The following is a 20,973-nucleotide window of genomic DNA, read 5'->3' on the forward strand; positions in this document are numbered from 1 at the left end:
TCACCACACCACAATGTCTAAAATTACCATGCCACAATATCCAAAATCGTATAATCTATTTAAAATTACATCAATTGACCTTCATTAATAGTTGCCGCATACGTTCCCCCATATAGTGAAAAGAGCTGACGGCTAAAATAATGGCAACACCTGGTCCCCACATAAGCCATGGCGCCGTTTGCAATAAAGATCGATTTAAACTAAGCATGCTACCCCATTCAGCTAATGGCGGCGTAGCGCCTAACCCTAAAAAGGAAAGACCTGCCAATTCCATAAGTACAACCCCCATATCAAGAACAGCCGTTACTATAATAGGACCGATAATATTAGGGACTATATGATGCACTATGATACCGTGTTCCTGCTGTCCTTGTAATCTAGCAAGTTGAATATACGGTGCCTTGCTAATTTGTAAAGTCAAACTCCGTGCTAATCGAGCATATTTAGGCCAAAGTACGCACATTAAAGCCACTGCAGCCTGTTTCATCCCGCCCCCTAGCATAGCGGCTAATGCAATTGCAAAGACCAATGCTGGCAAAGACATTGCCACATCAGTAACAGCTAGAATAACACGACTGAACCAATTTTGCCGTAAAGCACTCCAAAGTCCTAATAAAGTGCCCACTATGCATATAACAAATGTTATGCATAAGGTTATCCCTACCGTTAAGTGTCCCCCAATTAATATACGGGCTAGTACATCGCGTCCATATTGATCGGTACCTAGCCAATGTACACTACTAGGTCCTTCTAAAGCTTGACTCAGCACTTGATCATAAGGATCTTCCGGCCATATAATAGGGCCTATACTAAGAACCGCCACGAGTAACACGCCTGGCCAAATTAAAGACCATATCTGAGCCACCCATCGACAAGTTTGTCCCCCTAGATAATAGCGCTTAGCTAAAGTGCTATCACTACCAAGTTTCCTCATTACGCCCTCCAAACACTTGATGATGCCAATGTTGTTGCCAACGATCTACACTATAATTCAATACTACATAAAATAAAGATACCCAAAGTACATAGGCTTGTAAAACAGGATAATCACGCGTAGTAATCGCATCGAAGGCCATTTTACCAATGCCATCCCACATAAAAATAGATTCCACAATCGTAACGCCACCGAGTAAAGAACCACAACTTAAGGCCACTAATGTTAAAACTTGGGGGGCAATCGCTATACTGACATAGCGCCCCATAATCATTAACCAACTTAAGCCTCGACTACGCAATCCCATTATATACGGTTTTTGCAATTCATCTAATGCTAAGGCCCGAACTTGTTGTGTATACTTAGCACTCATAGACCATACCAATGTCATAGTTGGTAAAATAATACTTCGCCAATCTGTCGAGCGTGAAACTACCGGTAACAAATCCCACTGCAAAGCCACTACATATAAAAGCAATAAAGCCGTAAAGAAATTAGGCATCGTATTACCAAATATTGCCAGACCTCGTATTAATCGATCTGACCAATGACCGGATTTACACGCACTCCACAACCCTGCTGGTACTGAAATAAGTAAGGTAATACCTATAGCACTCCCCATTAATACAATCGTAGCCAATAACTTATCACTTATAATTTGAGCTACTGATTGCCCTGTTACAAAAGACTGTCCTAAATTTCCTTGTAACAATTGCGACCACCAACAAATATACTGCACCCCTAATGACGCATCTAGCCCCAACTCAGCTCTCTTTTCTGCTTGCATCGTTAAACTAACACTTTGTTGTTGTGAAAAAACCATATCTACTACATCATCCTGCGTTGCATGCATCAATAAAAAAGTCAGTGTCGCTACACCCCATAACACTAGAATACCGCGCCATATAGGCCACTGCCCTATATGTTGGTACCAAGGTTTATTCTGTCTCATAGGGTCACCTCTCTATGCTAAAAACTCCGTTAAACTCATTAATCTGCTTATTTTAGTGTACCTATCTCAAAGCATCTTGAAAAGCCACCTAGGGGGATAGATATTTGAAAAATAACCCCCACCCCCGCTTACGAAATCATAAAAATTTCTCTATACTACTAAAGTGACGATTGCATACTATAATTACTTACAATCTATAATATATTAATCTATATAGTAAATCACTACAATATACAAAATATACAAATCTATCCAAAGCTATTTAATAAATCTCTCCGCTATATTAAATACGCTATAAAAAATTATTGTAGCACCCTACACTACAAGTATAAACAGGAGTCTGTTATGAATATATCGGAACGAATTGAATCTTATTGGGATACTCGCAGCGATGCCTTCAATAAACTGCGTCTTCAAGAATTAAAAAGCCCTAATGCTATAGCATGGCATAGTTTATTAGCTAAGCATGTGCCACTTAATCTCCCACTACGAATCTTAGATGTAGGAACTGGTACTGGCTTTTTTACATTTTTACTCTGCCGTCACGGTCATACTGTAACTGGTATTGATATGTCACAACAAATGGTACAGCATGCTCGCTGTAATGCAGCTAATTTCCATAGTACAGCCACCTTTGAAAAAATGGATGCCACAAATTTAACCTTTGAAAATGAAACCTTTGATGCGGTTTTAAGTCGCAATTTAACCTGGACTTTACCAGATCCTAAAGCAGCCTATACCGAATGGCTTCGAGTCTTAAAACCAAATGGTGTCATTCTTAACTTTGATTCTGACTATGGTAAAACACACTTCACTCGCAACGAAGGGCGTGTTCATGCTCAAATTGATACAACTTTGTTAGATGAGTGTACAGCCATAAAAGATAGTTTAGCTATCAGTCAGGAAACACGGCCTGCTTGGGATATATCCATTTTTAAGGAACTAGGCGCCAAAGATGTAAGTGTCATTGACGATGTAAGACAAGACGTCCAAAAAGACGACACCTTGCAGTATGAAGAAATTAAGATATTCATGATTAGAGTTGTAAAATAAGTCAGTCTTTTTAATCTTAATGTAATAAAAGAGAAACACCGATTCGAAAACCGGCGTTCTTACGAACAATGGTTTTCTTCATCGGTGTTTCTCTTTTATTTTACCTTCAGCCCGTTTAAAAAGACTAACTATATTTTACGGGAGGGAAAAGGCGTTCTTACGAACGCAGGTTTTCGAGTTGACAACGCTCTTTTATAATTCTAAATTTAAATACCCAGACTAACTGGATATAACAAATTATTCACGTGGAAGATCAATTTCTTTAAGAATAACTTGTTTGCTGTGTTTTTCGAAGAACTGTAAGGATACTTCTGGGAACATAGCATAAGACAATACGTCTTCATCAGTGAAACCTTGGTAACCCAATTCGGATAATTTCTGACGATACATTTCCAATTCAGGTTTGATAAGGTCTGCTGGACGGCAAGTGATAGGTTCTTCATCACCGATGATTTTCTTACGAATATCATCGCTAATAGGAGCTGGTAAACGACCATATTTACCACGAACTAAGTCTTTAACTTCGCTAGGAGTCATTTGATAACGTTCCATTCCGTTTGCCATGAAGTTAACGTTCATCATAGCCATAGTACCAACGATTTGGCTAGTAGGTGTTACCAATGGAGGGTAACCAAGATCAGCACGAACTTTAGGCATTTCGTTCATAACATCAAAGAATTTGTCGGACATACCCATTTCACGAAGTTGGTTCTGAGTATTGGACAACATACCACCAGGAATCTGATAATGACGAACTTCTGGCAATACTTCATGAGCTGGTGTAATACCAAATTCATCAGCAATTTCTTTACGAACGCCACGGAAGTATTCAGCTAATTCACGAAGAGTAGCTAAATCCAAACCTGGATCATATTCAGTACCGCGGAACATTTCAACGATACTTTCAGTAGCAGGTTGAGAAGTAGCATGACCGAATGGGCTAAGAGCCGTATCGATTACGTCAACGCCAGCTTCAACAGCTTTTAAGTAAGTAGCACTAGCAAGACCACAAGTGAAATGGCTATGTAAGTCAATCATCATGTCATCGCCAAGACGTTTTTTAAGGTCTTGAATCAAGGATACAGCATCGTATGGAGCTAATAAACCAGACATATCTTTGATACATAAGGAATCCATACCCATATCTTTTAATTCTTCAGCTACTTTTACGAACATTTCATTAGTGTGTACAGGGCTAATAGTGTAAACCATAGTACCTTGTACATGAACGCCACATTTTTTACCAGCTTTAATAGCGGCTTCCATGTTGCGTGGGTCATTCAATGCATCGAAAATACGAATACGATCAATACCGTTTTCTTTAGCTTTTTTAACAAATGCTTCTACTACATCATCAGCATAATGTTTGTAGCCCAATAAGTTCTGGCCACGTAACAACATCTGTAATGGAGTGTTTTTAAGATGAGCTTTTAACGTGCGAAGACGTTGCCATGGATCTTCGTCCAAGAAACGAAGACAGCTATCAAATGTAGCACCGCCCCAGCATTCCAATGCTTCATAACCAACACCGTCCAATTTTTCTAGTACTGGCAACATTTGGCTCGTACGCATACGAGTTGCCAAGACGGACTGATGACCATCGCGGAGGACGGTTTCCATGATTCTTAGTTTTTTCGCTTTCATAACTCCTTCTCCTTCACTGTCGAGATGAATTGTATCCTTTCGCTCTATAAAACCTTCCACATTTTACAGATTAACAATCCATTTCTTTTTTAAATTACGCTTATAACGAATCCTTTCTATCTATAATACTTTGATAAAAAGGGATTCATCTCACATATCTATTAGACTACTAAAGAGTTTCTTTGTCAACATATTTACAATACGGATTACTCATAAATATATAGGTCAACAAATTATTTAATTTTTTTAGGTGCTGTTTCGATGACAATATTTCGCCCATCTTTTTTCACCTGTATCGAAAAATCTCCCACACCATCCTTAAAATATTCCATCTTAATATCTAATAAAAGTTTACCTATTTGAGTCTCAACTTTCTCAGTTAGAAACTCACGATAAAAGGCTTCCTGACTGTTACTAGAAGACTTTCGTAGCGGTGCAGGACGCTTACTTTCTGCCTCACCTTTGCGCATTGCCGTTTCAAATGTTTCTTCTTCTACTACATTCTTAAACATCTCTGCGTCACTAAGACCCTTTTTAATTTTAAACTTAGCCATAATTGCCTCCTCAAAGCTCATATAATCAAGAAAAGGCCTGCTACAGCAGACCTTTTCACTTACCTATGCATAAACCTCATAATTGAAATCAAAAGTCTGTTTATGCGTCATTTATTGTTTTTTGTTATCACTAGAACGTTTATCAGTTATCATTTTTTCTATAGATGCAACCGTAATATCTTTTAATTCTTGTGGCTCACTAAAAGTATCCACTGTTTCAAAGCCAACGCCTAAACGCCCTTGCAATACCGATAAAGCTTTATCGTCTTCATCAACTTTAGCAATATAAATATCTTTATCTTTATCAACACCAATTAAACGATAGCGACCAGCTGGATTAATAACGCGCCAGCCCCCTTCAGTACCGTCAAACATGAACACATCGCCCGTTCTAACATTGTCATAGAAAAAGATATCTTCATCATAGAAAACCGCAATACGACCGATATTAGAGGCCTGCATATATACCCGACGAGTGTCATAGTTTGCATCAGTCCGATAAATACGATATGCATTTTCAGCAACCTTAATTTTCATATACACGACATTCGTAGCCGTAGAAAACGCTGCATCCACAATTTTACTATCCGATGGTAAATCTTGCATTGTCGTATCAACTTCGTGTTCTGGACTTTCAGGGTCAAAACGAGCAAGAACTACATTATCTTCAACGCCCCCATATAACCCCATAATTGCTAGGTCACGATCAGGCAACCACTCAAAATAACTAACTTGTCGCCCTTTTAAATCGATATCAGTAGGCGTCTTTTCACCAGATGTATACACCTTGACTGAATCTTGTGTCACTACGGCCATATATTTATGCCCTTGTGAATAATATTTATTGCCTTCCCCTACATCAGGGAAATTGCCATCTTTCTCTTGACCATCACTGGCTGTCACTTCAAAATCAGTAGTTGGCGCAAAATAAATTTGATCTAAATAATAATAAATGCCGCCTTGTAATGCTAGCCCCAAGACAAAGGCGCTCATAATTTTACCAAACGATGCCATGGGTCCTCCTATTTCACAATAAAGGCGGTAGGAATCATCCGCTCACCTAATAAATCGGCTGGTTTATTAACAACCTTACCATTGTAATATAGCGTTGTACTCGAACCACCATCTAAGTTAGCTGCAATATAGGCACCTTCTTCAAACAATACATCTTGTACATCACGTAATGTAGCGCCTGTTGAATAGCCTGGTTGACGCCCATCGATAACAACAAAAATAACGGTACCATCTTTACGCTGACCAATGGCCGTTCTCGGACCAATACCCCAGCCACCATCGCCATCAGTAATCATCTTTTTACCATCTACAATTAATGGTGGTCCAAAGGTAATCCCTTCAGCTGCATTCATATCAGACAATTCAGTTTTATTATACGTACCAGCAATTAAATTGCCTTCCTTAGTAAAACCTACAAAATCAACGGCTTCATCAGGGCCTACATCTTTACCTATTACATAGTTGCCTTCTTGCATAATAAAGCCATAAGGTAAACGTCCCGTTCCCGTCCCGTTAGGGTCATGGAAACCACCAGCATTTATAGCCGCTACGGCATCATTATCTTTGGCAATATTACTTACCGTTTCCCCTTTTTCCTCAATATTTCTGGCCGTTGCTACTTTTACGCGCCGAGGATCAGGAATTTCTAGTACATAGCCTACATAACGAGTCGATTCAATTTTATGCATTTTAAGTGTTGTATCTTCACGCGCTTTAAACTTAAACAAATCCTGACTCCGCACTGTGCTGACTGTGCCTAGAATCATATTAATCTCATCCTGATTAAATAACCAAGTAATGTAATGTGGATGACGCGAACGCATTATCGCCCCCACAACAGTACGTTTCAGATTATCAAAAGGGCCAAATAGTACTACGATAGGCGAAGTAACCATGGTAAAAATAAACATGACAAGAATAAATTTTACCCACCCTTTACTAAAAAATCGTTTCATCCTTAACTCCTATCTGTCCTTATAAATCAGCATAATCTTCTGTGGTTATGCGCTCTTCAAAATGAGCTAAATCTACTGCATTACCAATCCAAATACGATGCAACGCATATGGATTATCACCTTTATGAACCCAGCCTGGATTCATTGTAACTGCTAAGAGAATGCCATTATCAGCCGCTGCTTTTTGTGAGTATTCATTTTCACGGCCATAGGGATAACAAAACCACTGATTATCAATGTCTAATTTTTCCTTTAACGCCAGCTGTGCTTTCACAATATTCGCTAATTGATCGCTATTAGATAATTCATTCATTCGTACATGATCATACCCATGACTAGCAATTGTGACGCCACCGTCTTTCATCTCTTTAATTTGTTCCCAAGTTAAACGAGTACCTACATCACCAGGGTTCACATACACAGTCGCAGCAAAACCATACTCTTTTAACACTGGATATACAATGCTATAGGTATCAGCATAGCCATCATCAAAGGTTAACACTACTGGCTTCACCGGTACGGCCGTTCCATGGCGAACATATTCATTCAATTGCTCCATCGTAATAGGATTAAAACCCTTATCATGTAAAAGTTTCATCTGCGCTCTAAATAAGTCTTCACGAATGACCGCATCATTATCTTCATCAGGCCCAATTTTGTGATACATAAGCACCGGAATTCCCTCTGGTACAGCTGTAGCCACCGTTTTAGTCACTGCTTCTGGTTGAGTGTTAGCCTCACTAACCGTTGCCTCTTTTGTTTCAGACATACAACCGGCTAATATCATCAATAGGCCCGCTAGCAAAGCAAAGACTACTATGAAACGTTTCATAAATTGCCTCCCATTTTATTCTATTGTTTTTAAAAATAGTTATACAACGTATATTATATCACAAACAATCAGACCATGCCTATTGACAGCTTTTCAAATCTCCCCCTATACTAGTACTGTAATTTGTATAATATATATAACCATATAGCATATAATAACTAGTTAATTAGCCACAAAGGGATTAACCTAACTGTTAGAAAGGACTTTGTATCATAGATGAAAAAGAAAATCGCTTTATTACAAATGGATGTAGCCGTGGGCGATGTGAATCGCAACTATAATCATGTAGAAGAATTAATAAACACAGCCGCCAAAGAACAACCGGACATTATGGTATTACCAGAAACATGGAACACAGGTTTCTATCCTACGAACCAACTACCAACAGAAGCGGACAAAGATGGCGAACGAACACAAACGATACTCAGCCAACTAGCTCATAAACACAATGTAAACATCGTAGGTGGTTCAGTAGCTACTTTACGGGAAGGCAAGGTATACAATACGTCCTATATTATCAATCGAGAAGGCCACATTATCTCGCAATATGATAAAATTCATAGTTTTACACCGGCTAAAGAGGATAAATTTTTCCAAGGTGGCGAACATACTCACCGTTTCTTCTTAGATGATATTCCTTGCTCCAGTGTAACTTGCTATGATATTCGTTTTCCTGAAATCATTCGCACCACCACTTTACAAGGTGTTGATTTATTCTTCGTACCTGCTCAGTGGCCAACTATGCGTCAACGCCACTGGGAAATTTTAAATACCGCTCGCGCCATCGAAAACCAAATGTTCCTCTGTGCCGTTAATGCCTGTGGCTATATTGGCAAGGTAAAATGTGCCGGCAATTCCTTATTGCTTGATCCTTGGGGCGACGAATTATTACACTTAGGTGATACAGAAGAAATCGCTATCGGCACCATTGATTTAAGTGTTACGGAAGAAATTCGCCGTAAAATCAATGTATTTAGAGATCGAAAACCAAATATGTATCATTTGGACTAAAATAATATAAACAGACTTATCAAAGCGTTCATTTTTACAGTGTAATCCAGTAAAAAATGAACGTTTTTTGTTAATTAGGTATAGTTTTTTCATATTTTAATTTCAAATCATTAGACAATATATGTTTTTAGGAGTAATATATAGTTGTTTATTTAATTAATCCTTATTACCACACAGAGGAGGCGTATGTGGTGTCAACAATACACGAAAAATTATCTATGACTACTCCAAAGAAAACTAATTCTACTAATATAAGTAATTTTACACGGCACCCAAAATTCAACTTAAAAAGAGGCTCTAAATCCGCCTTAGCACTGGCTGCGTTTCTAAACCCCATATTCCCATCGGCCCATATAGACGGCCCACCACAAGGTCAAACTTTATATAATTGTCTAGGCTGTAAAATCGCCCATTTGCGGAAAGAAAAAGGCTGGTATCAAAAAGATTTAGCTCAAGCAGCTGGTATTAGCACTAGTTACATTTCTCGCTTAGAACGTGGCTATCATATAGAAGGCGTTACTTTAGATATTTTACTAAGAATTACAGAAGTGTTTGATATTTCTCTAGGACAACTTTTTACTTATACAAAAGATGAAATTACCATTGCTCATTATCGGGAAGAACTCCATAAATATTGCTAAGAACTACTTCAAAAAATTTTATTTTTATGGATTGACAAGATTTTTACTTTCTTCTATAATAGTAAAGTACGTTACACAAAGTAATATATGGAGAGGTGTCCGAGCGGCTTAAGGAGCATGATTGGAAATCATGTGTGCGGTAATACCGTACCGAGGGTTCAAATCCCTCTCTCTCCGCCATAAAAAAAGCACATTCAAAAGCTATACCGCTTTCGAATGTGCTTTTTTTAATTTTATTTTCCTACTTTACAAGTGTGATTTCTTCATGCTATAATCAGCAAAGAAATTTTAATAGCGATATTATCTAGAGTGATGGAGGGACTGGCCCTATGAAATCCGGCAACCATTCGATGGTGCTAATTCCTGCGGCATATACCGAGAGATAACAAATGTAGCGATGACTCGGCAAGCCGAGGGCATCGTTTTTTTATTACTCACCGCGCTATACTACTTTTGTATGGGGATATAAAAGTAGTCCTAAATTTCTATTTGAGAGAGTTTATTTGAGACAAAAGGAGGGCTTCATCTATGAAGAAATTTTTATCTGTAGCTGCTACATTTGTATTAGGCAGCGCTCTACTACTAGCAGGTTGTGGCAATGATCAAGGCAATGCAGCAACTAGTTCTGACAAAAAGGTAACATTAACAGTAGGTGCTTCACCAGTTCCCCATGCTGAAATTCTAGAACAAGTGAAAGACAAATTAGCTAAGGAAGGTGTAGAGCTTAAAATCATTGAATTTAGCGACTATATTAAACCTAACTTAGCATTAAATGACAAAGAGTTGGACGCTAACTTCTATCAGCACGTTCCATATATGAAAAAATTTGAAGAAGAACATAATATGAAATTCGTTTCAGCTGGTACTGTTCATATTGAACCAATGGGAATTTATTCTAATAAAATCAAAGATAAAGATTTACAAAACGCTATTCCAAATGGTGCCAAAGTAGCAATTCCCAATGACCCTACTAATACAGGACGAGCATTACTCCTATTACAACAAGCAGGTCTAATCACCTTAAAAGAGCCTAACAATATTTATTCCACTAAAATTGATATTGCCGCTAATCCTAAAAATTTAGATATTATTGAATTAGAAGCAGCACAAACACCACGTAGCCTCGATGATGTAGATATTGCTGTTATCAACGCCAATTATGCACTAGGGGCTCAATTAAATCCCGTTAAAGATGCTTTATTCTTAGATGATAAAAACTCACCGTATGCCAACTTAATTGCAGTTCGTCCTGGTGATGAAAATCGTCCTGAAATTCAAAAGTTAGTTAAAGCACTACAATCTCCAGAAATTAAAAAATTCATTGAAGATAAATATCAAGGTTCTATTTTGCCAGCATTCTAAGCGCTATATAACAAAGTAGTTCATACACCAAATACCTAACAGGCTCTGCACGCAGGGCCTGTTTCTTTTTGCTTTACAAATTTGTCCTCTCATGATATACTAACCAAAGAATTATATATGAAACGTTATCAAGAGTGATGGAGGGACTGGCCCTATGAAATCCGGCAACCATTCGATGGTGCTAATTCCTGCGGTATATACCGAGAGATACAAGGCGTAAGCAATGATGGCTCGGTACTACGAAGCCATCTTTTTTTATTCACTCAGCTAATGTTTCTTAATTATTGTAAGCCCGAGGAGGTATAGTATGAAAAAAATTTTATCCCTAGCAGCTACTGCAATTCTTGGTAGCGCCTTATTACTTGCTGGTTGCGGTAGCGACACAAATACTGCCACTGGTAGCAGCAACAAAGTAACAATTACAGTCGGTGCCTCACCAGTACCACATGGTGAAATTTTGGAACAAGCTAAACCTTTATTAGAAAAAGAAGGCATTGACTTAAAAATTATTGAATTTACTGATTATGTAAAACCTAACCTAGCGTTAAATGACAAAGAATTAGATGCTAACTTCTTCCAACATGTACCATACATGGATAAATTTGCTAGTGAACATAGCATGGAATTAGTATCAGCTGGTAAAGTGCATATCGAACCAATGGGGATTTACTCTAAAACAATTACAGATAAAAACTTAGATTCTGTATTGCCAAACGGCTCTAAAATTGCCATTCCAAATGATCCAAGTAATAGCGGTCGTGCCCTTCTTCTATTAGAAAAAGCAGGCTTAATTACCTTAAAAGATCCTAACAATATTTATGCAACCAAAACAGACATTGTTAACAACCCAAAAAATCTTGAATTTGTAGAATTAGAAGCGGCTCAGTTGCCTCGTAGTTTAGATGATGTAGCTTTAGCCGTTATCAATACTAATTTTGCCTTAGAAGCTGGTTTGAATCCAGTGAAAGATGCTTTATTCTTAGAAGATAAAGATTCCCCATATGCTAATATCGTAACAGTTCGCAAAGGGGATGAAAATCGTCCTGAAATTCAAAAATTAATGAAAGCACTTCAATCGCCAGAAGTGAAAAAATTCATTGAAGACAAATACAAAGGTGCTATTTTAGCAGCCTTCTAGGCAAGAAATCTAGCATAGCCCTCATAAAACGCAACTTAGTTACATAGTTAACTTAGTTATATAATCAAAAGCGAGTTACTCAAAAGACACGCCCTGTGTTCTTCGAATAACTCGCTTTTTTATGTTATAAATTGTCAGCACTAAAACTCTGAGGTAATAATTCAGCTAATTCATAAACGACTAATTCCGTTTCACTCTGTTCTAAAATAATTAAGGGTACCTTAAATTCAACTAATACTTGGCGACAGGCACCACAAGGCATACAAGGCCCTTTTGAATCTCCTACAATAGCAATAGCCTGAAAAGTCTGATGTCCAGTAGCTACCGCTGATTGAATCGCCACCCGTTCAGCACAATTAGTAAGGCCATAAGAGGCATTTTCTATATTACAACCGGTGAAAATAGTCTCATCCTCACAAAGCACCGCCGCCCCCACAGCAAACTTGGAGTATGGACTATAGGAATTCTGTTTAGCCTCATAGGCCGCCCCAATCAGACTTCTATACTCATCAAACGAACTCATATTTAACGAAATATATTGGCTCATATATACGCCTCCGTTCCTTCTTCAGTAACGCGGGCCCATACTAATGGCTGCTTACTAGGTTCCGCTGCGCCAAAGGACAAGGCCGACAAATAACGTGCCTTAGCGTCCTCTAAAGTACTCTTAGTATTACTTTGTACATACGCTATTGTTTCCCCTGCTACCACTTCATCGCCTGTCTTTTTCAGCATCCAAATTCCAGCTTTATAATCTATGGCATCTGTTTTAGTATAGCGTCCAGCCCCTAAAGCTAACGCGGCGCGGCCACAAATTTCAGCATCCATATGCGTAATATAACCAGACACGGGCGCCAAAACAGCTTCTTTATACTGCGCCTCTTTAAAAGTGGCCTTAGTTAATACAGAAGTGTCTCCACCCTGTGCTTCCACTAATTCACAAAACTTAGTAAAAGCAGCCCCACTTGCTAAAGTAGTGTTTGCCAAACATTTACAGGCTTCATAAGAGCCTTTACCACCTAAATACAACATATTCGTTGCTAACTCCAAGGACTCTGTAACTAAGTCCTCAGGCCCTTTCCCCTGCAGCGTATCAACCACTTCTGCAATCTCTATAGCGTTCCCAATAGCTTGTCCTAAAGGACGATCCATATCGGTAATAAGGGCTACCGTTTTTCGCCCATTATGAGTACCAATAGCAACCATAGTTTCAGCTAACGTAACAGCGTCCTCATACGTTTTCATGAAGGCACCGCTCCCCACTTTGACATCGAGTAAAATAGCTTCACTTCCAGCTGCCAATTTCTTACTCATCACAGATGATGCAATCAATGGAATACTGTCGACTGTCCCCGTTACGTCGCGCAATGCATATAATAACTTATCGGCTGGAGCCAAGTTACCCGATTGCCCAGTTACAGCAACACCTACATTTCTAACAATTTGAAAAAACTCGTCTTTCGTAAGTGCAACGTTCACATGGGGGATTGATTCCAGCTTGTCAATTGTTCCGCCCGTATGGCCTAAACCACGACCTGACATCTTAGCTACCGGTACACCACAAGCAGCTACAATCGAGGCAATAATAAACGTCGTTTTATCGCCTACACCACCTGTACTATGCTTATCCACCGTAATCCCATGAATACTGGATAAATCAATTTGTTCCCCAGATTCCGCCATAGCTTTCGTTAAACTCGCAGTTTCTTCCGCTGTAAGGCCTTGAAAATAAACCGCCATGAGCCATGCACTCATTTGATAATCAGGAATTAAACCATTAACAAATTCATTCACAATATAGGTAAGTTCTGCATTGCTATGAATGCCTCCATTACGTTTTTTTAATATCAACTCATTCATATGCATAGGCTGTATCCCTCATTTCTCAATTTGCGATCAATGCATTGTTGTAACTCTACATACCTCAAGCGTTTACTGCACCTAGTAAGAAAAAGTTTCATCTAAATGAGTTTCTAATAAGCCCACGGCTGCGCTAGCACCCAAACGCTCGCAGCCGGCTGCTAAATATGCTACCATATCTTCAATAGAACGAATCCCACCAGCAGCTTTTATTTTCACACCAGGGCCAATATACGTTTTAAATAACTGTACATCGGCCAATGTAGCGCCTGCTGTACCAAATCCAGTCGATGTTTTTATATAATCAGCACCACCATCAGTAACGGCTTGACAAAGCGCCACTTTTTCAGCTTCTGATAAATAGCATGTTTCAATAATCACCTTTAAAATCGCCGAACCACAGGCTTCTTTCAAGGCTTTTATCTCCTCAACAATCGTTGCATAATGCCCATTTTTAACCGCACCTAGATTAACAACCATATCAATTTCACAAGCCCCTTCAGCTAAGGCTTGTTTTGCCTCTGCTACTTTAGCCGCTGTTGTCATATATCCCAAAGGAAAGCCAATAACCGTACATATTGTAACATCATTTCCATAGGTATCCTTAACTTGTTTTACATAGGTTGGTGGAATACATACAGAGGCTGTCTGAAATGCTAAAGCTTGTTCTACAAGTGTCTTGATATCTTCCCAAGTCGCTGTTGGTGATAATAAAGTATGGTCTACATGAGCCAAAATTTCTCGCCCTGTATAAGCCGGTTTCTGTTGATTTACATCCATAACTAACTCCTTTAACACATCATTACTAGCGACCTTACACTATCAAATTTGCCTATTTCTAGAAAAAAGACATTTGCTCCCCAGCCGCTTCTTCTTTTACTTTTTCACGACGATCATCTGTAATAAATGATTCTTTAGCTAACCCAATATTAGCTAGCAATTGTTCCATGGATTGTACGCCTCGCTTTTTAGCCGCCGCTATAGCCACTTGTGCACAAATTTCCGCATCATCGAGAGCATAATGATGTTTAAATTCATACCCTAAATAAGCTGCCATCGTGTTTAGTTTATGATTCTGCAAATCTGGCCAAACTCGTTTCGAAATTTTTACCGTACAAGTAAAATCTAGTTCAGGCCACTCAATGTTATAATGATCTAACGTAGCTCGTAACACACCAATATCAAATTTAGCATTATGAGCAATAACTAATTTACCTTTTAAATGATTTTCATAAATAGCCGGCCATAACACATCAAACGTGGGTTTATCCATAACTTCTTGTGGTTGAATCTGGTGGATGGCAATACACTCTTCATCAAACTGCATGAATGGAGGCTTAATCAGGCTATAACCACGTTTCGTAATCTGCCCATCTTCCACCGTAACTACGGCCAACGAACACGCACTATTCGCATATTTATTGGCTGTTTCAAAATCTATGGCAACAAAATTAATCATACTATACTCCTTTATCTATCATATATTCTATGGCTAATATATTCCCTCATTGTAGAATATGGCTAGCACGAATATTACAACTATACAACTTTATACATATATACATTACGAATGTGTGATATTTTAAAACTCACACTATATCGAAAACTTCTATTATTTATTATACTCCATCTGATAGTTTTTATCATCTTTTTACCATATAAAAACACCGTAAGTTCGCCTAAAAGCTAGATTTTCATAGAATCTTAACTTTCTAACGACCTTACGGTGCTGTGCAATATTAAATAAAACAGAGCTAATTATTTAGCTTCTTGAGGTACATCATCAGGAATGGTAATCCCTAATTTCTTAGCCATATCAGGATTGGTTGCCAGTTTCATAGTCGCTTGCATTTGTACAGGCATATCTTCTGGTTTTGACTTGCCATCCAAAATATCAGCAGCCATATGACCAGCTTGAACCCCTAATTGGTAAAAATCAACAGTGTATCCCATAAAACCACCTTTTTCAATCAACATGCCATCAGACACGAAAACTGGTACTTTAGCGGTTTCTGCTACAGCGACTAAATTAGGCATCGCCGAAGCAATTAAATTATCCGTAGGTGTGTAAATAACTTTCACACCTCTATTGATTAAGTTTGTCGTTACTTGTGGAATATCGTTAACACTAGTAATTGTTTCTTCTACTACTTGAATTCCTTTCGAGGCAGCATACTCTTTAAAAGCAGCTACTTGAATCTGAGCATTCACTTCGCTTGAAGAATAAATCACACCAACTTCTTTTGTATTAGGTAACACTTTTAAAATTAAATCTAACTGTTTTGGCACAGGATTAAAATTGGTTGTGCCCGTTACATTTGTTCCTGGTTTCTCTACAGAGTGAACTAACCCAGTCCCTTTGTAATCATAAATAGCGGCCCCCACAATAGGAATATCTTTCGTTGCATTCGCCACAATTTGTGAAGCTGCCGTTCCTACCACATAGATAAGGTTGTCTTTGTCTGAAACGAATCGATTGGTAATGCTTTCCATATTAGAATGCTCACCTTGGGCATTTTGAAAGTCTAATTCAATATTTTCACCGTCTTTATAACCTCGTTCGGCTAAACCGGCTTTAAACCCTTCTGTAGAGGCATCCAACGCTGGATGTTCTACTTGTTGCAAAATCCCAATTCGAATCTTACCTTCTTGGTTAGAACTACTCGAACCACAACCACCAACTAAAAGCGCTAGGCTCAAAAGACCTACCAATACGCTTACCATACTACGCTTAAACATATAAAAACTCCTCTCTACGCGTTGCCCATGGCAACTTCTACCATCCTACACACCAATCAAACCACTTGATTAGCATTTAACTCTCATGAGTTAAATTTATAAAATAGTATACTATGAAGTTTTATATATTTCAAGTTTTAATTTACTGGGCCATCCCCCCTTTCACAAGGACACAGAACACAGTCTTTATCAATCTATAATTCACTATTTATACTATAGTGTTAAAACAACTAAATAAATTTATTATTTAACAAGTAATTCTGGTGTCTTCATTTCCATAAAGGCATACGTACCATTAGAAATCATTAATAACTCTTTATCTTGTAAATTCAAAGTTTTACGAATTTCACTATCACGGCCAGCCAAGATTTTAGCGAACCATTTAGGATCAATTAAAACACCGGTTCCGATAGCAGCAATATCAGAGTATTGCAACGCCGTAGCCACATCTTCACGCGTATGAATATCACCAACAGAAATCAATGGTAAACGACCATTGATTGTTTCATACACATACTGCAACATAGATTTATCTGCATATTTTTGAATATTAGTTGCTCGATCATAACGAGTCAACGAAATATGCAAATAATCAAGTTCTTTATCCGCCAACTTATCAACAAGCCATAATGTTTCTTCCAAATTAAAACCAGGATCAGTTTCTTCACGGGGAGAAAAACGATACCCTACAATAAAGTCAGGCACATTCATCTCTTTTACAACGCCTAATACGCCATCGACCACACGTTCAATAAAGGTATATCGTTTCTCTAATGAACCGCCCCATTGGTCTTCACGACGATTAGAGTGCGGCGAGAAAAATTGATGCAATAAATAGTGATTCGCCCCATGTAATTCAATACCATCAAAGCCTGCTTTAATGGCACGAACGGTAGCCGCTTTAAAGTTTTCAATAATCTCCTCAATTTCCGTATTTGTTAATTCACGTGGCACTTCGGAACCTTCGCGTTCAGCAGCTACTGCACTTGGTGCCACTGGTTGTTCACCTTCTAATGTTTTACTATCACTCATACGACCTGCATGGAAAATTTGAAGAACAGCCTTAGTTCCATTCTGTTTAATTGTCGTCGCCAATTTACTAAGCCCTGGCAAAAACTTATCATCATATACACCAAGCTCACCTGTCCAACCACGTCCATTCGGTTGAATATGTGCTACACCAGTAATAAATAAACCAGCATCGCCTGTCCGCATACCATAATAAGCAATTTCATCACCAGTTACTGTATCATCATAATAACTCATACGAGTTGTCATTGGTGGAATTGCTAAACGATTTTTCAATATAACACCATTGCGTAAACGTACTTGTTCTGTTAATTGTTTCATAGCCTCTAAACTCCTTTATGTAATAGGGATTGTAAAAAACATGGCTTTCTAAAATAATTTGCTATGTTCTCTATCTATTTCATATGCATGCTCATACATTCTTTTGAATGAATGCTCATGCATGTTAATAATAAAAAAATATATGTAAACGACCTAAGCAATGATCACGTCTCATCATTGCCTAGATCGGAATTACCAACATTACTGATAAAACCGCTGTAATACTTCTTCCACAATCGGTTCAGCTTCCGCTAAGCGCTGTAAACCACACTCAGTGATAGCTATATAGACACCTCGTTTATCACATTCACAACTAGCCCGTTGAATGGATCCACAATGGGAACCTTCCATACGCACTATCATGCGAGACATCGCACTTTGACTTAATCCCATTTGTTCTTGTAATAAATTTAAGCGTAACTTTTTCTCTTCACTATGTGCTAAAAAATATAATACGTAATATCCATTCAAATTTAACGAAGAACGCGCCGTTAATTCTTTTTCTAATGTTTCTGAAATTTCTTTTATTCGTCGTAAATCGGCCAACCAATTTTGTATATAGGCCATGTTTTCACCTCCCTAACCTTATAATTTTTTATATTATATATCTTTAATTGCTTAAGTTATTGCTTAAGTTATTTCTCTTACATCAATCTCCTCAAAATGCATGCTCATGCATTTACTTTATTTAGTATACATTGAAAATTTTAAAAATGCAAGTCTTTTAAACTATTTTTTTACATTCTCTAAAATAAAAATCCTCCTACCGCTAAAGATAAACAACGTATAGGAGGATTATTATTTTATTATTTAATGATAGGTACCGTATAAGAGCCATGTGGCATAAGTAAAATTTCAGCATTAGATCCTAATTTAGCCTCTGCCAATCGCAATGCTTCATCTAAAGAATGAACCGGTGTAAAAAAGGCTTTACGAGCATATTCATCATCTAAACTAGATATCAAATAAAAATCAACTTTTTTCATCAAACGAGTTACTGCATAGGCTTTATGACGACCAATCTGAAAATCTTGGCGAACCGAATCTTCGATTGCTTGAATCGAATCAAAGGTGTTTACTGTTTCATCAAAAATAGCTGATCCTGAGCCTTCACGACATTCAGCTAACAAAATGACAACACCCCCCGGCTTGACAGCACGCACTGCATTATCCATAGTTTTTTGTGATTGATAGATGTTGATATCTTTAGGATAACCACCCGTAGAAGCAATCACAATAGGTGCCTGTCGTTCAATTTCTACACCATTTTGAGCATTTACAAAATCACAAGCAGCCTTATGGGCCGTAATATAATGCCCCGCAAAAACACCTGTAAATTCTTTTTCACCGTTTAATACTACATTTAATAAAAAGGTTGGCGGACACATAGCCACACCTTCAATTTGATCATCATATATTGGATTACCTTCTAAATGACCAATCGTTGCCTTATCATCTAACATCAAACTATGATTTTGCCGAATTGTTTCATAAGAGGCAACACCTGGCAAAATCGCTTTACGACCACCACCAAAACCAGCAAAGAAATGATGGACTACAGAACCCGTGCAAATAATATGGTCAGCCTCAACTACATGGCGATTCAAATAAACTTCTGTACCAAAAGAAGTCGTTCCTACATATTTAAAATCTTCAGTCTTCTTAGCAGTCGAGTTTATCATTGTCACACGACCAGCTGCCTCCATCCCGACTTCGCTAATCATTTCAGCTTCAGTCATATCACGATGAGTCCCTAACGCAAAAACAATTTTAATATTTTCATCAGGAATCCCTGCCTCATTAAGATAATCCAAAATGATAGGCATAAAGACATGCGTATTTGCAATTCGCGTAGTATCGTTTGCAATAATGGCTACCGTTTCACCTGGTTTTACTAATTCTTTTAACGGTTTAGAATCAATGGGATGTTCTAAAGCTTCCCGAATGGCACTCTCTGGATCGGCAATAACTGGCGTTTCAGCCATATGTAATTCGCCAATAACTCGCCTTTCGTCCAAGGTACAATCTATCATCTGCTCCCCATAATGAAATGAATATGTGCGCATTAGTAAACCTCCGTTGAATACTTACCAAAAATCTTACTTATACTTACTTTATTTTAATACTTATATATTTAGTTTAAACTAGCAACGTATAATTTTCAATATCTAAATACTGCCCATGCTTAACGCCCACTTCTCTAATAGTGCCACAAAAAGTAAAATTATACTTATTATGTAAAGCTACACTGGCTTCATTGCCAGCTGTAATTACCGACACTACCAAATGGATGGTTGTATCTTCTTTCGCCATCGTCAATATATCAGCCATTAATTGATTGGCTACACCTATGCCACGATATTGCGGAGCTACATAAATAGAAAGCTCTACCGTACTAGCAAAGGCTTCTTTTGTTCGATATTCAGATAACGTTGCATAACCAGCTACATGGTCATTCACGAGAGCTACAAGTAGAGGGTGATTTTTTATATTATGTGCTTCATACCATTTTGTCCACTCTTCAATGGTCCGTGGATGAATATCTAAAGTAGCTACACCATGAACTACTTCGTAATTATATATGTCTAATAAGATTGGAATATCTTGCCGATTCCCTCGACGAATTATAATATGATTGCTCATAAGGTTCTCACGTCTCCTTATTTGCTATATATAGAAAATATGCCAGTAAAGTTGATATTAATTATAACATATAAAGTATGCCCTCTGCATAGCAACTTCTGGTCGGATAGGTAGAAGCGAATATACTAAAAAAGACATTTTCTTCCCTATCTGTTCGTCAGCTGTGAATTCTAATACTTCATCCTTTGCGACTACCTATCATGCTTCGCTTCGTTTCACTCGCTTCGCAAGAAAGTGATGCAATACAATTTGCGCGTCGCTCTGCTCCTACAAATTGTTTGCCCTACTTT

The 20,973-nt window shown here is 38.1% G+C and carries 21 protein-coding genes, 1 tRNA gene and 2 riboswitches; of the genes, 6 read left to right on the forward strand and 16 right to left on the reverse strand.

Annotated features, from left to right (window positions below):
• Window positions 1–70: 70 nt before the first annotated feature.
• Both DYE54_RS05325 and DYE54_RS05330 read right to left on the reverse strand, forming a co-directional pair.
• Window positions 71–934 carry an ABC transporter permease gene (locus tag DYE54_RS05325; protein ID WP_115310266.1) on the reverse strand — a complete coding sequence of 288 codons (864 nt, stop codon included), beginning with the start codon at window positions 932–934 and terminating at the stop codon, window positions 71–73.
• On the reverse strand, window positions 918–1,886 hold the full coding sequence (locus DYE54_RS05330; RefSeq protein WP_115310267.1) for an ABC transporter permease: 969 nt from the start codon (window positions 1,884–1,886) through the stop codon (window positions 918–920). The genes DYE54_RS05325 and DYE54_RS05330 overlap by 17 nt, the downstream gene beginning before the upstream one ends.
• A 345-nt stretch (window positions 1,887–2,231) precedes the next feature.
• On the opposite strand from DYE54_RS05330, the gene DYE54_RS05335 reads away from it, so the two are divergent.
• Window positions 2,232–2,939: a class I SAM-dependent methyltransferase gene (locus DYE54_RS05335; RefSeq protein ID WP_115310268.1), complete on the forward strand. Its 708-nt coding sequence runs from the start codon at window positions 2,232–2,234 to the stop codon at window positions 2,937–2,939.
• 237 nt (window positions 2,940–3,176) lie between these two features.
• On the opposite strand, the gene DYE54_RS05340 is transcribed toward DYE54_RS05335, so the two are convergent.
• From DYE54_RS05340 to DYE54_RS05360, 5 genes are all read right to left on the reverse strand, one after another.
• Window positions 3,177–4,583, reverse strand: coding sequence for a pyruvate carboxylase subunit B (locus DYE54_RS05340; RefSeq protein WP_115310269.1), 1,407 nt, complete (start codon window positions 4,581–4,583; stop codon window positions 3,177–3,179).
• 233 nt (window positions 4,584–4,816) lie between these two features.
• Window positions 4,817–5,137 carry a hypothetical protein gene (locus tag DYE54_RS05345; protein WP_115310270.1) on the reverse strand — a complete coding sequence of 107 codons (321 nt, stop codon included), beginning with the start codon at window positions 5,135–5,137 and terminating at the stop codon, window positions 4,817–4,819.
• 111 nt (window positions 5,138–5,248) lie between these two features.
• A complete protein-coding gene (locus DYE54_RS05350; protein WP_115310271.1) occupies window positions 5,249–6,151 on the reverse strand; it encodes a hypothetical protein in 903 nt (300 codons plus the stop codon).
• Window positions 6,152–6,159: 8 nt separating this feature from the next.
• Window positions 6,160–7,107 (reverse strand): phosphodiester glycosidase family protein, encoded by a 948-nt coding sequence (locus tag DYE54_RS05355; protein ID WP_115310272.1) that lies wholly within the window; start codon window positions 7,105–7,107, stop codon window positions 6,160–6,162.
• 19 nt (window positions 7,108–7,126) lie between these two features.
• On the reverse strand, window positions 7,127–7,939 hold the full coding sequence (locus DYE54_RS05360; protein ID WP_115310273.1) for a polysaccharide deacetylase family protein: 813 nt from the start codon (window positions 7,937–7,939) through the stop codon (window positions 7,127–7,129).
• 216 nt (window positions 7,940–8,155) lie between these two features.
• Here DYE54_RS05360 and DYE54_RS05365 point away from each other — a divergent pair, with 216 nt between their 5' ends.
• The 5 genes from DYE54_RS05365 (at window position 8,156) to DYE54_RS05385 (ending at window position 12,091) form a co-directional block, all read left to right on the forward strand.
• Window positions 8,156–8,950: a carbon-nitrogen family hydrolase gene (locus DYE54_RS05365; protein WP_115310274.1), complete on the forward strand. Its 795-nt coding sequence runs from the start codon at window positions 8,156–8,158 to the stop codon at window positions 8,948–8,950.
• Between the two features lie 191 nt (window positions 8,951–9,141).
• Window positions 9,142–9,591, forward strand: a complete 450-nt coding sequence (locus tag DYE54_RS05370; protein ID WP_147285261.1) for a helix-turn-helix domain-containing protein — start codon at window positions 9,142–9,144, stop codon at window positions 9,589–9,591.
• 89 nt (window positions 9,592–9,680) lie between these two features.
• Window positions 9,681–9,771 (forward strand) — tRNA-Ser (locus DYE54_RS05375).
• Between the two features lie 117 nt (window positions 9,772–9,888).
• Window positions 9,889–9,980: riboswitch (SAM riboswitch) on the forward strand.
• Between the two features lie 139 nt (window positions 9,981–10,119).
• Window positions 10,120–10,953, forward strand: a complete 834-nt coding sequence (locus DYE54_RS05380) for a MetQ/NlpA family ABC transporter substrate-binding protein (RefSeq protein ID WP_115310276.1) — start codon at window positions 10,120–10,122, stop codon at window positions 10,951–10,953.
• Between the two features lie 123 nt (window positions 10,954–11,076).
• A riboswitch (SAM riboswitch) is annotated at window positions 11,077–11,167 on the forward strand.
• Window positions 11,168–11,260: 93 nt separating this feature from the next.
• A complete protein-coding gene (locus DYE54_RS05385) occupies window positions 11,261–12,091 on the forward strand; it encodes a MetQ/NlpA family ABC transporter substrate-binding protein (protein ID WP_115310277.1) in 831 nt (276 codons plus the stop codon).
• A gap of 124 nt (window positions 12,092–12,215) precedes the next feature.
• Here DYE54_RS05385 and DYE54_RS05390 read toward each other — a convergent pair whose 3' ends face one another.
• The 9 genes from DYE54_RS05390 to DYE54_RS05430 all read right to left on the reverse strand — a co-directional run bounded on the left by DYE54_RS05390 (window position 12,216) and on the right by DYE54_RS05430 (window position 20,683).
• Window positions 12,216–12,638, reverse strand: a complete 423-nt coding sequence (locus DYE54_RS05390) for a cytidine deaminase (protein ID WP_422822089.1) — start codon at window positions 12,636–12,638, stop codon at window positions 12,216–12,218.
• On the reverse strand, window positions 12,635–13,957 hold the full coding sequence (locus DYE54_RS05395; protein WP_115310278.1) for a thymidine phosphorylase: 1,323 nt from the start codon (window positions 13,955–13,957) through the stop codon (window positions 12,635–12,637). The genes DYE54_RS05390 and DYE54_RS05395 overlap by 4 nt, the downstream gene beginning before the upstream one ends.
• 75 nt (window positions 13,958–14,032) lie before the next feature.
• A complete protein-coding gene (gene deoC, locus DYE54_RS05400; RefSeq protein ID WP_115310279.1) occupies window positions 14,033–14,731 on the reverse strand; it encodes a deoxyribose-phosphate aldolase in 699 nt (232 codons plus the stop codon).
• A 58-nt stretch (window positions 14,732–14,789) separates the two neighbouring features.
• Window positions 14,790–15,410: a 3'-5' exonuclease gene (locus DYE54_RS05405; RefSeq protein WP_115310280.1), complete on the reverse strand. Its 621-nt coding sequence runs from the start codon at window positions 15,408–15,410 to the stop codon at window positions 14,790–14,792.
• Between the two features lie 299 nt (window positions 15,411–15,709).
• Entirely contained in the window at window positions 15,710–16,690 is a 981-nt protein-coding gene (locus DYE54_RS05410) for an ABC transporter substrate-binding protein (protein WP_115310281.1), read from the reverse strand.
• A 243-nt stretch (window positions 16,691–16,933) separates the two neighbouring features.
• Window positions 16,934–18,040 (reverse strand): NADH-dependent flavin oxidoreductase, encoded by a 1,107-nt coding sequence (locus tag DYE54_RS05415; RefSeq protein ID WP_115310282.1) that lies wholly within the window; start codon window positions 18,038–18,040, stop codon window positions 16,934–16,936.
• A gap of 201 nt (window positions 18,041–18,241) precedes the next feature.
• The gene (locus DYE54_RS05420; RefSeq protein WP_115310283.1) at window positions 18,242–18,607 is read right to left on the reverse strand and encodes a MarR family winged helix-turn-helix transcriptional regulator; all 366 of its coding nucleotides are present in this window, start codon (window positions 18,605–18,607) and stop codon (window positions 18,242–18,244) included.
• Between the two features lie 239 nt (window positions 18,608–18,846).
• A complete protein-coding gene (locus DYE54_RS05425) occupies window positions 18,847–20,106 on the reverse strand; it encodes a nickel-dependent lactate racemase family protein (RefSeq protein ID WP_115310284.1) in 1,260 nt (419 codons plus the stop codon).
• A 73-nt stretch (window positions 20,107–20,179) separates the two neighbouring features.
• The gene (locus DYE54_RS05430; RefSeq protein WP_115310285.1) at window positions 20,180–20,683 is read right to left on the reverse strand and encodes a GNAT family N-acetyltransferase; all 504 of its coding nucleotides are present in this window, start codon (window positions 20,681–20,683) and stop codon (window positions 20,180–20,182) included.
• Window positions 20,684–20,973: the final 290 nt, after the last annotated feature.

Source organism: Veillonella criceti, from assembly GCF_900460315.1.
Taxonomy (GTDB): Bacteria; Bacillota; Negativicutes; order Veillonellales; family Veillonellaceae; genus Veillonella_A; species Veillonella_A criceti.

What these genes read in the sequence shown, in the direction of transcription:
- DYE54_RS05325 (WP_115310266.1), bottom strand. Translation starts at nt 934, where the DNA reads ATGAGGAAACTTGGTAGTGATAGCACTTTAGCTAAGCGCTATTATCTA.
- DYE54_RS05330 (WP_115310267.1), bottom strand. Translation starts at nt 1,886, where the DNA reads ATGAGACAGAATAAACCTTGGTACCAACATATAGGGCAGTGGCCTATA.
- DYE54_RS05335 (WP_115310268.1), top strand. Translation starts at nt 2,232, where the DNA reads ATGAATATATCGGAACGAATTGAATCTTATTGGGATACTCGCAGCGAT.
- DYE54_RS05340 (WP_115310269.1), bottom strand. Translation starts at nt 4,583, where the DNA reads ATGAAAGCGAAAAAACTAAGAATCATGGAAACCGTCCTCCGCGATGGT.
- DYE54_RS05345 (WP_115310270.1), bottom strand. Translation starts at nt 5,137, where the DNA reads ATGGCTAAGTTTAAAATTAAAAAGGGTCTTAGTGACGCAGAGATGTTT.
- DYE54_RS05350 (WP_115310271.1), bottom strand. Translation starts at nt 6,151, where the DNA reads ATGGCATCGTTTGGTAAAATTATGAGCGCCTTTGTCTTGGGGCTAGCA.
- DYE54_RS05355 (WP_115310272.1), bottom strand. Translation starts at nt 7,107, where the DNA reads ATGAAACGATTTTTTAGTAAAGGGTGGGTAAAATTTATTCTTGTCATG.
- DYE54_RS05360 (WP_115310273.1), bottom strand. Translation starts at nt 7,939, where the DNA reads ATGAAACGTTTCATAGTAGTCTTTGCTTTGCTAGCGGGCCTATTGATG.
- DYE54_RS05365 (WP_115310274.1), top strand. Translation starts at nt 8,156, where the DNA reads ATGAAAAAGAAAATCGCTTTATTACAAATGGATGTAGCCGTGGGCGAT.
- DYE54_RS05380 (WP_115310276.1), top strand. Translation starts at nt 10,120, where the DNA reads ATGAAGAAATTTTTATCTGTAGCTGCTACATTTGTATTAGGCAGCGCT.
- DYE54_RS05385 (WP_115310277.1), top strand. Translation starts at nt 11,261, where the DNA reads ATGAAAAAAATTTTATCCCTAGCAGCTACTGCAATTCTTGGTAGCGCC.
- DYE54_RS05390 (WP_422822089.1), bottom strand. Translation starts at nt 12,638, where the DNA reads ATGAGCCAATATATTTCGTTAAATATGAGTTCGTTTGATGAGTATAGA.
- DYE54_RS05395 (WP_115310278.1), bottom strand. Translation starts at nt 13,957, where the DNA reads ATGCATATGAATGAGTTGATATTAAAAAAACGTAATGGAGGCATTCAT.
- deoC (WP_115310279.1), bottom strand. Translation starts at nt 14,731, where the DNA reads ATGGATGTAAATCAACAGAAACCGGCTTATACAGGGCGAGAAATTTTG.
- DYE54_RS05405 (WP_115310280.1), bottom strand. Translation starts at nt 15,410, where the DNA reads ATGATTAATTTTGTTGCCATAGATTTTGAAACAGCCAATAAATATGCG.
- DYE54_RS05410 (WP_115310281.1), bottom strand. Translation starts at nt 16,690, where the DNA reads ATGTTTAAGCGTAGTATGGTAAGCGTATTGGTAGGTCTTTTGAGCCTA.
- DYE54_RS05415 (WP_115310282.1), bottom strand. Translation starts at nt 18,040, where the DNA reads ATGAAACAATTAACAGAACAAGTACGTTTACGCAATGGTGTTATATTG.
- DYE54_RS05420 (WP_115310283.1), bottom strand. Translation starts at nt 18,607, where the DNA reads ATGGCCTATATACAAAATTGGTTGGCCGATTTACGACGAATAAAAGAA.
- DYE54_RS05425 (WP_115310284.1), bottom strand. Translation starts at nt 20,106, where the DNA reads ATGCGCACATATTCATTTCATTATGGGGAGCAGATGATAGATTGTACC.
- DYE54_RS05430 (WP_115310285.1), bottom strand. Translation starts at nt 20,683, where the DNA reads ATGAGCAATCATATTATAATTCGTCGAGGGAATCGGCAAGATATTCCA.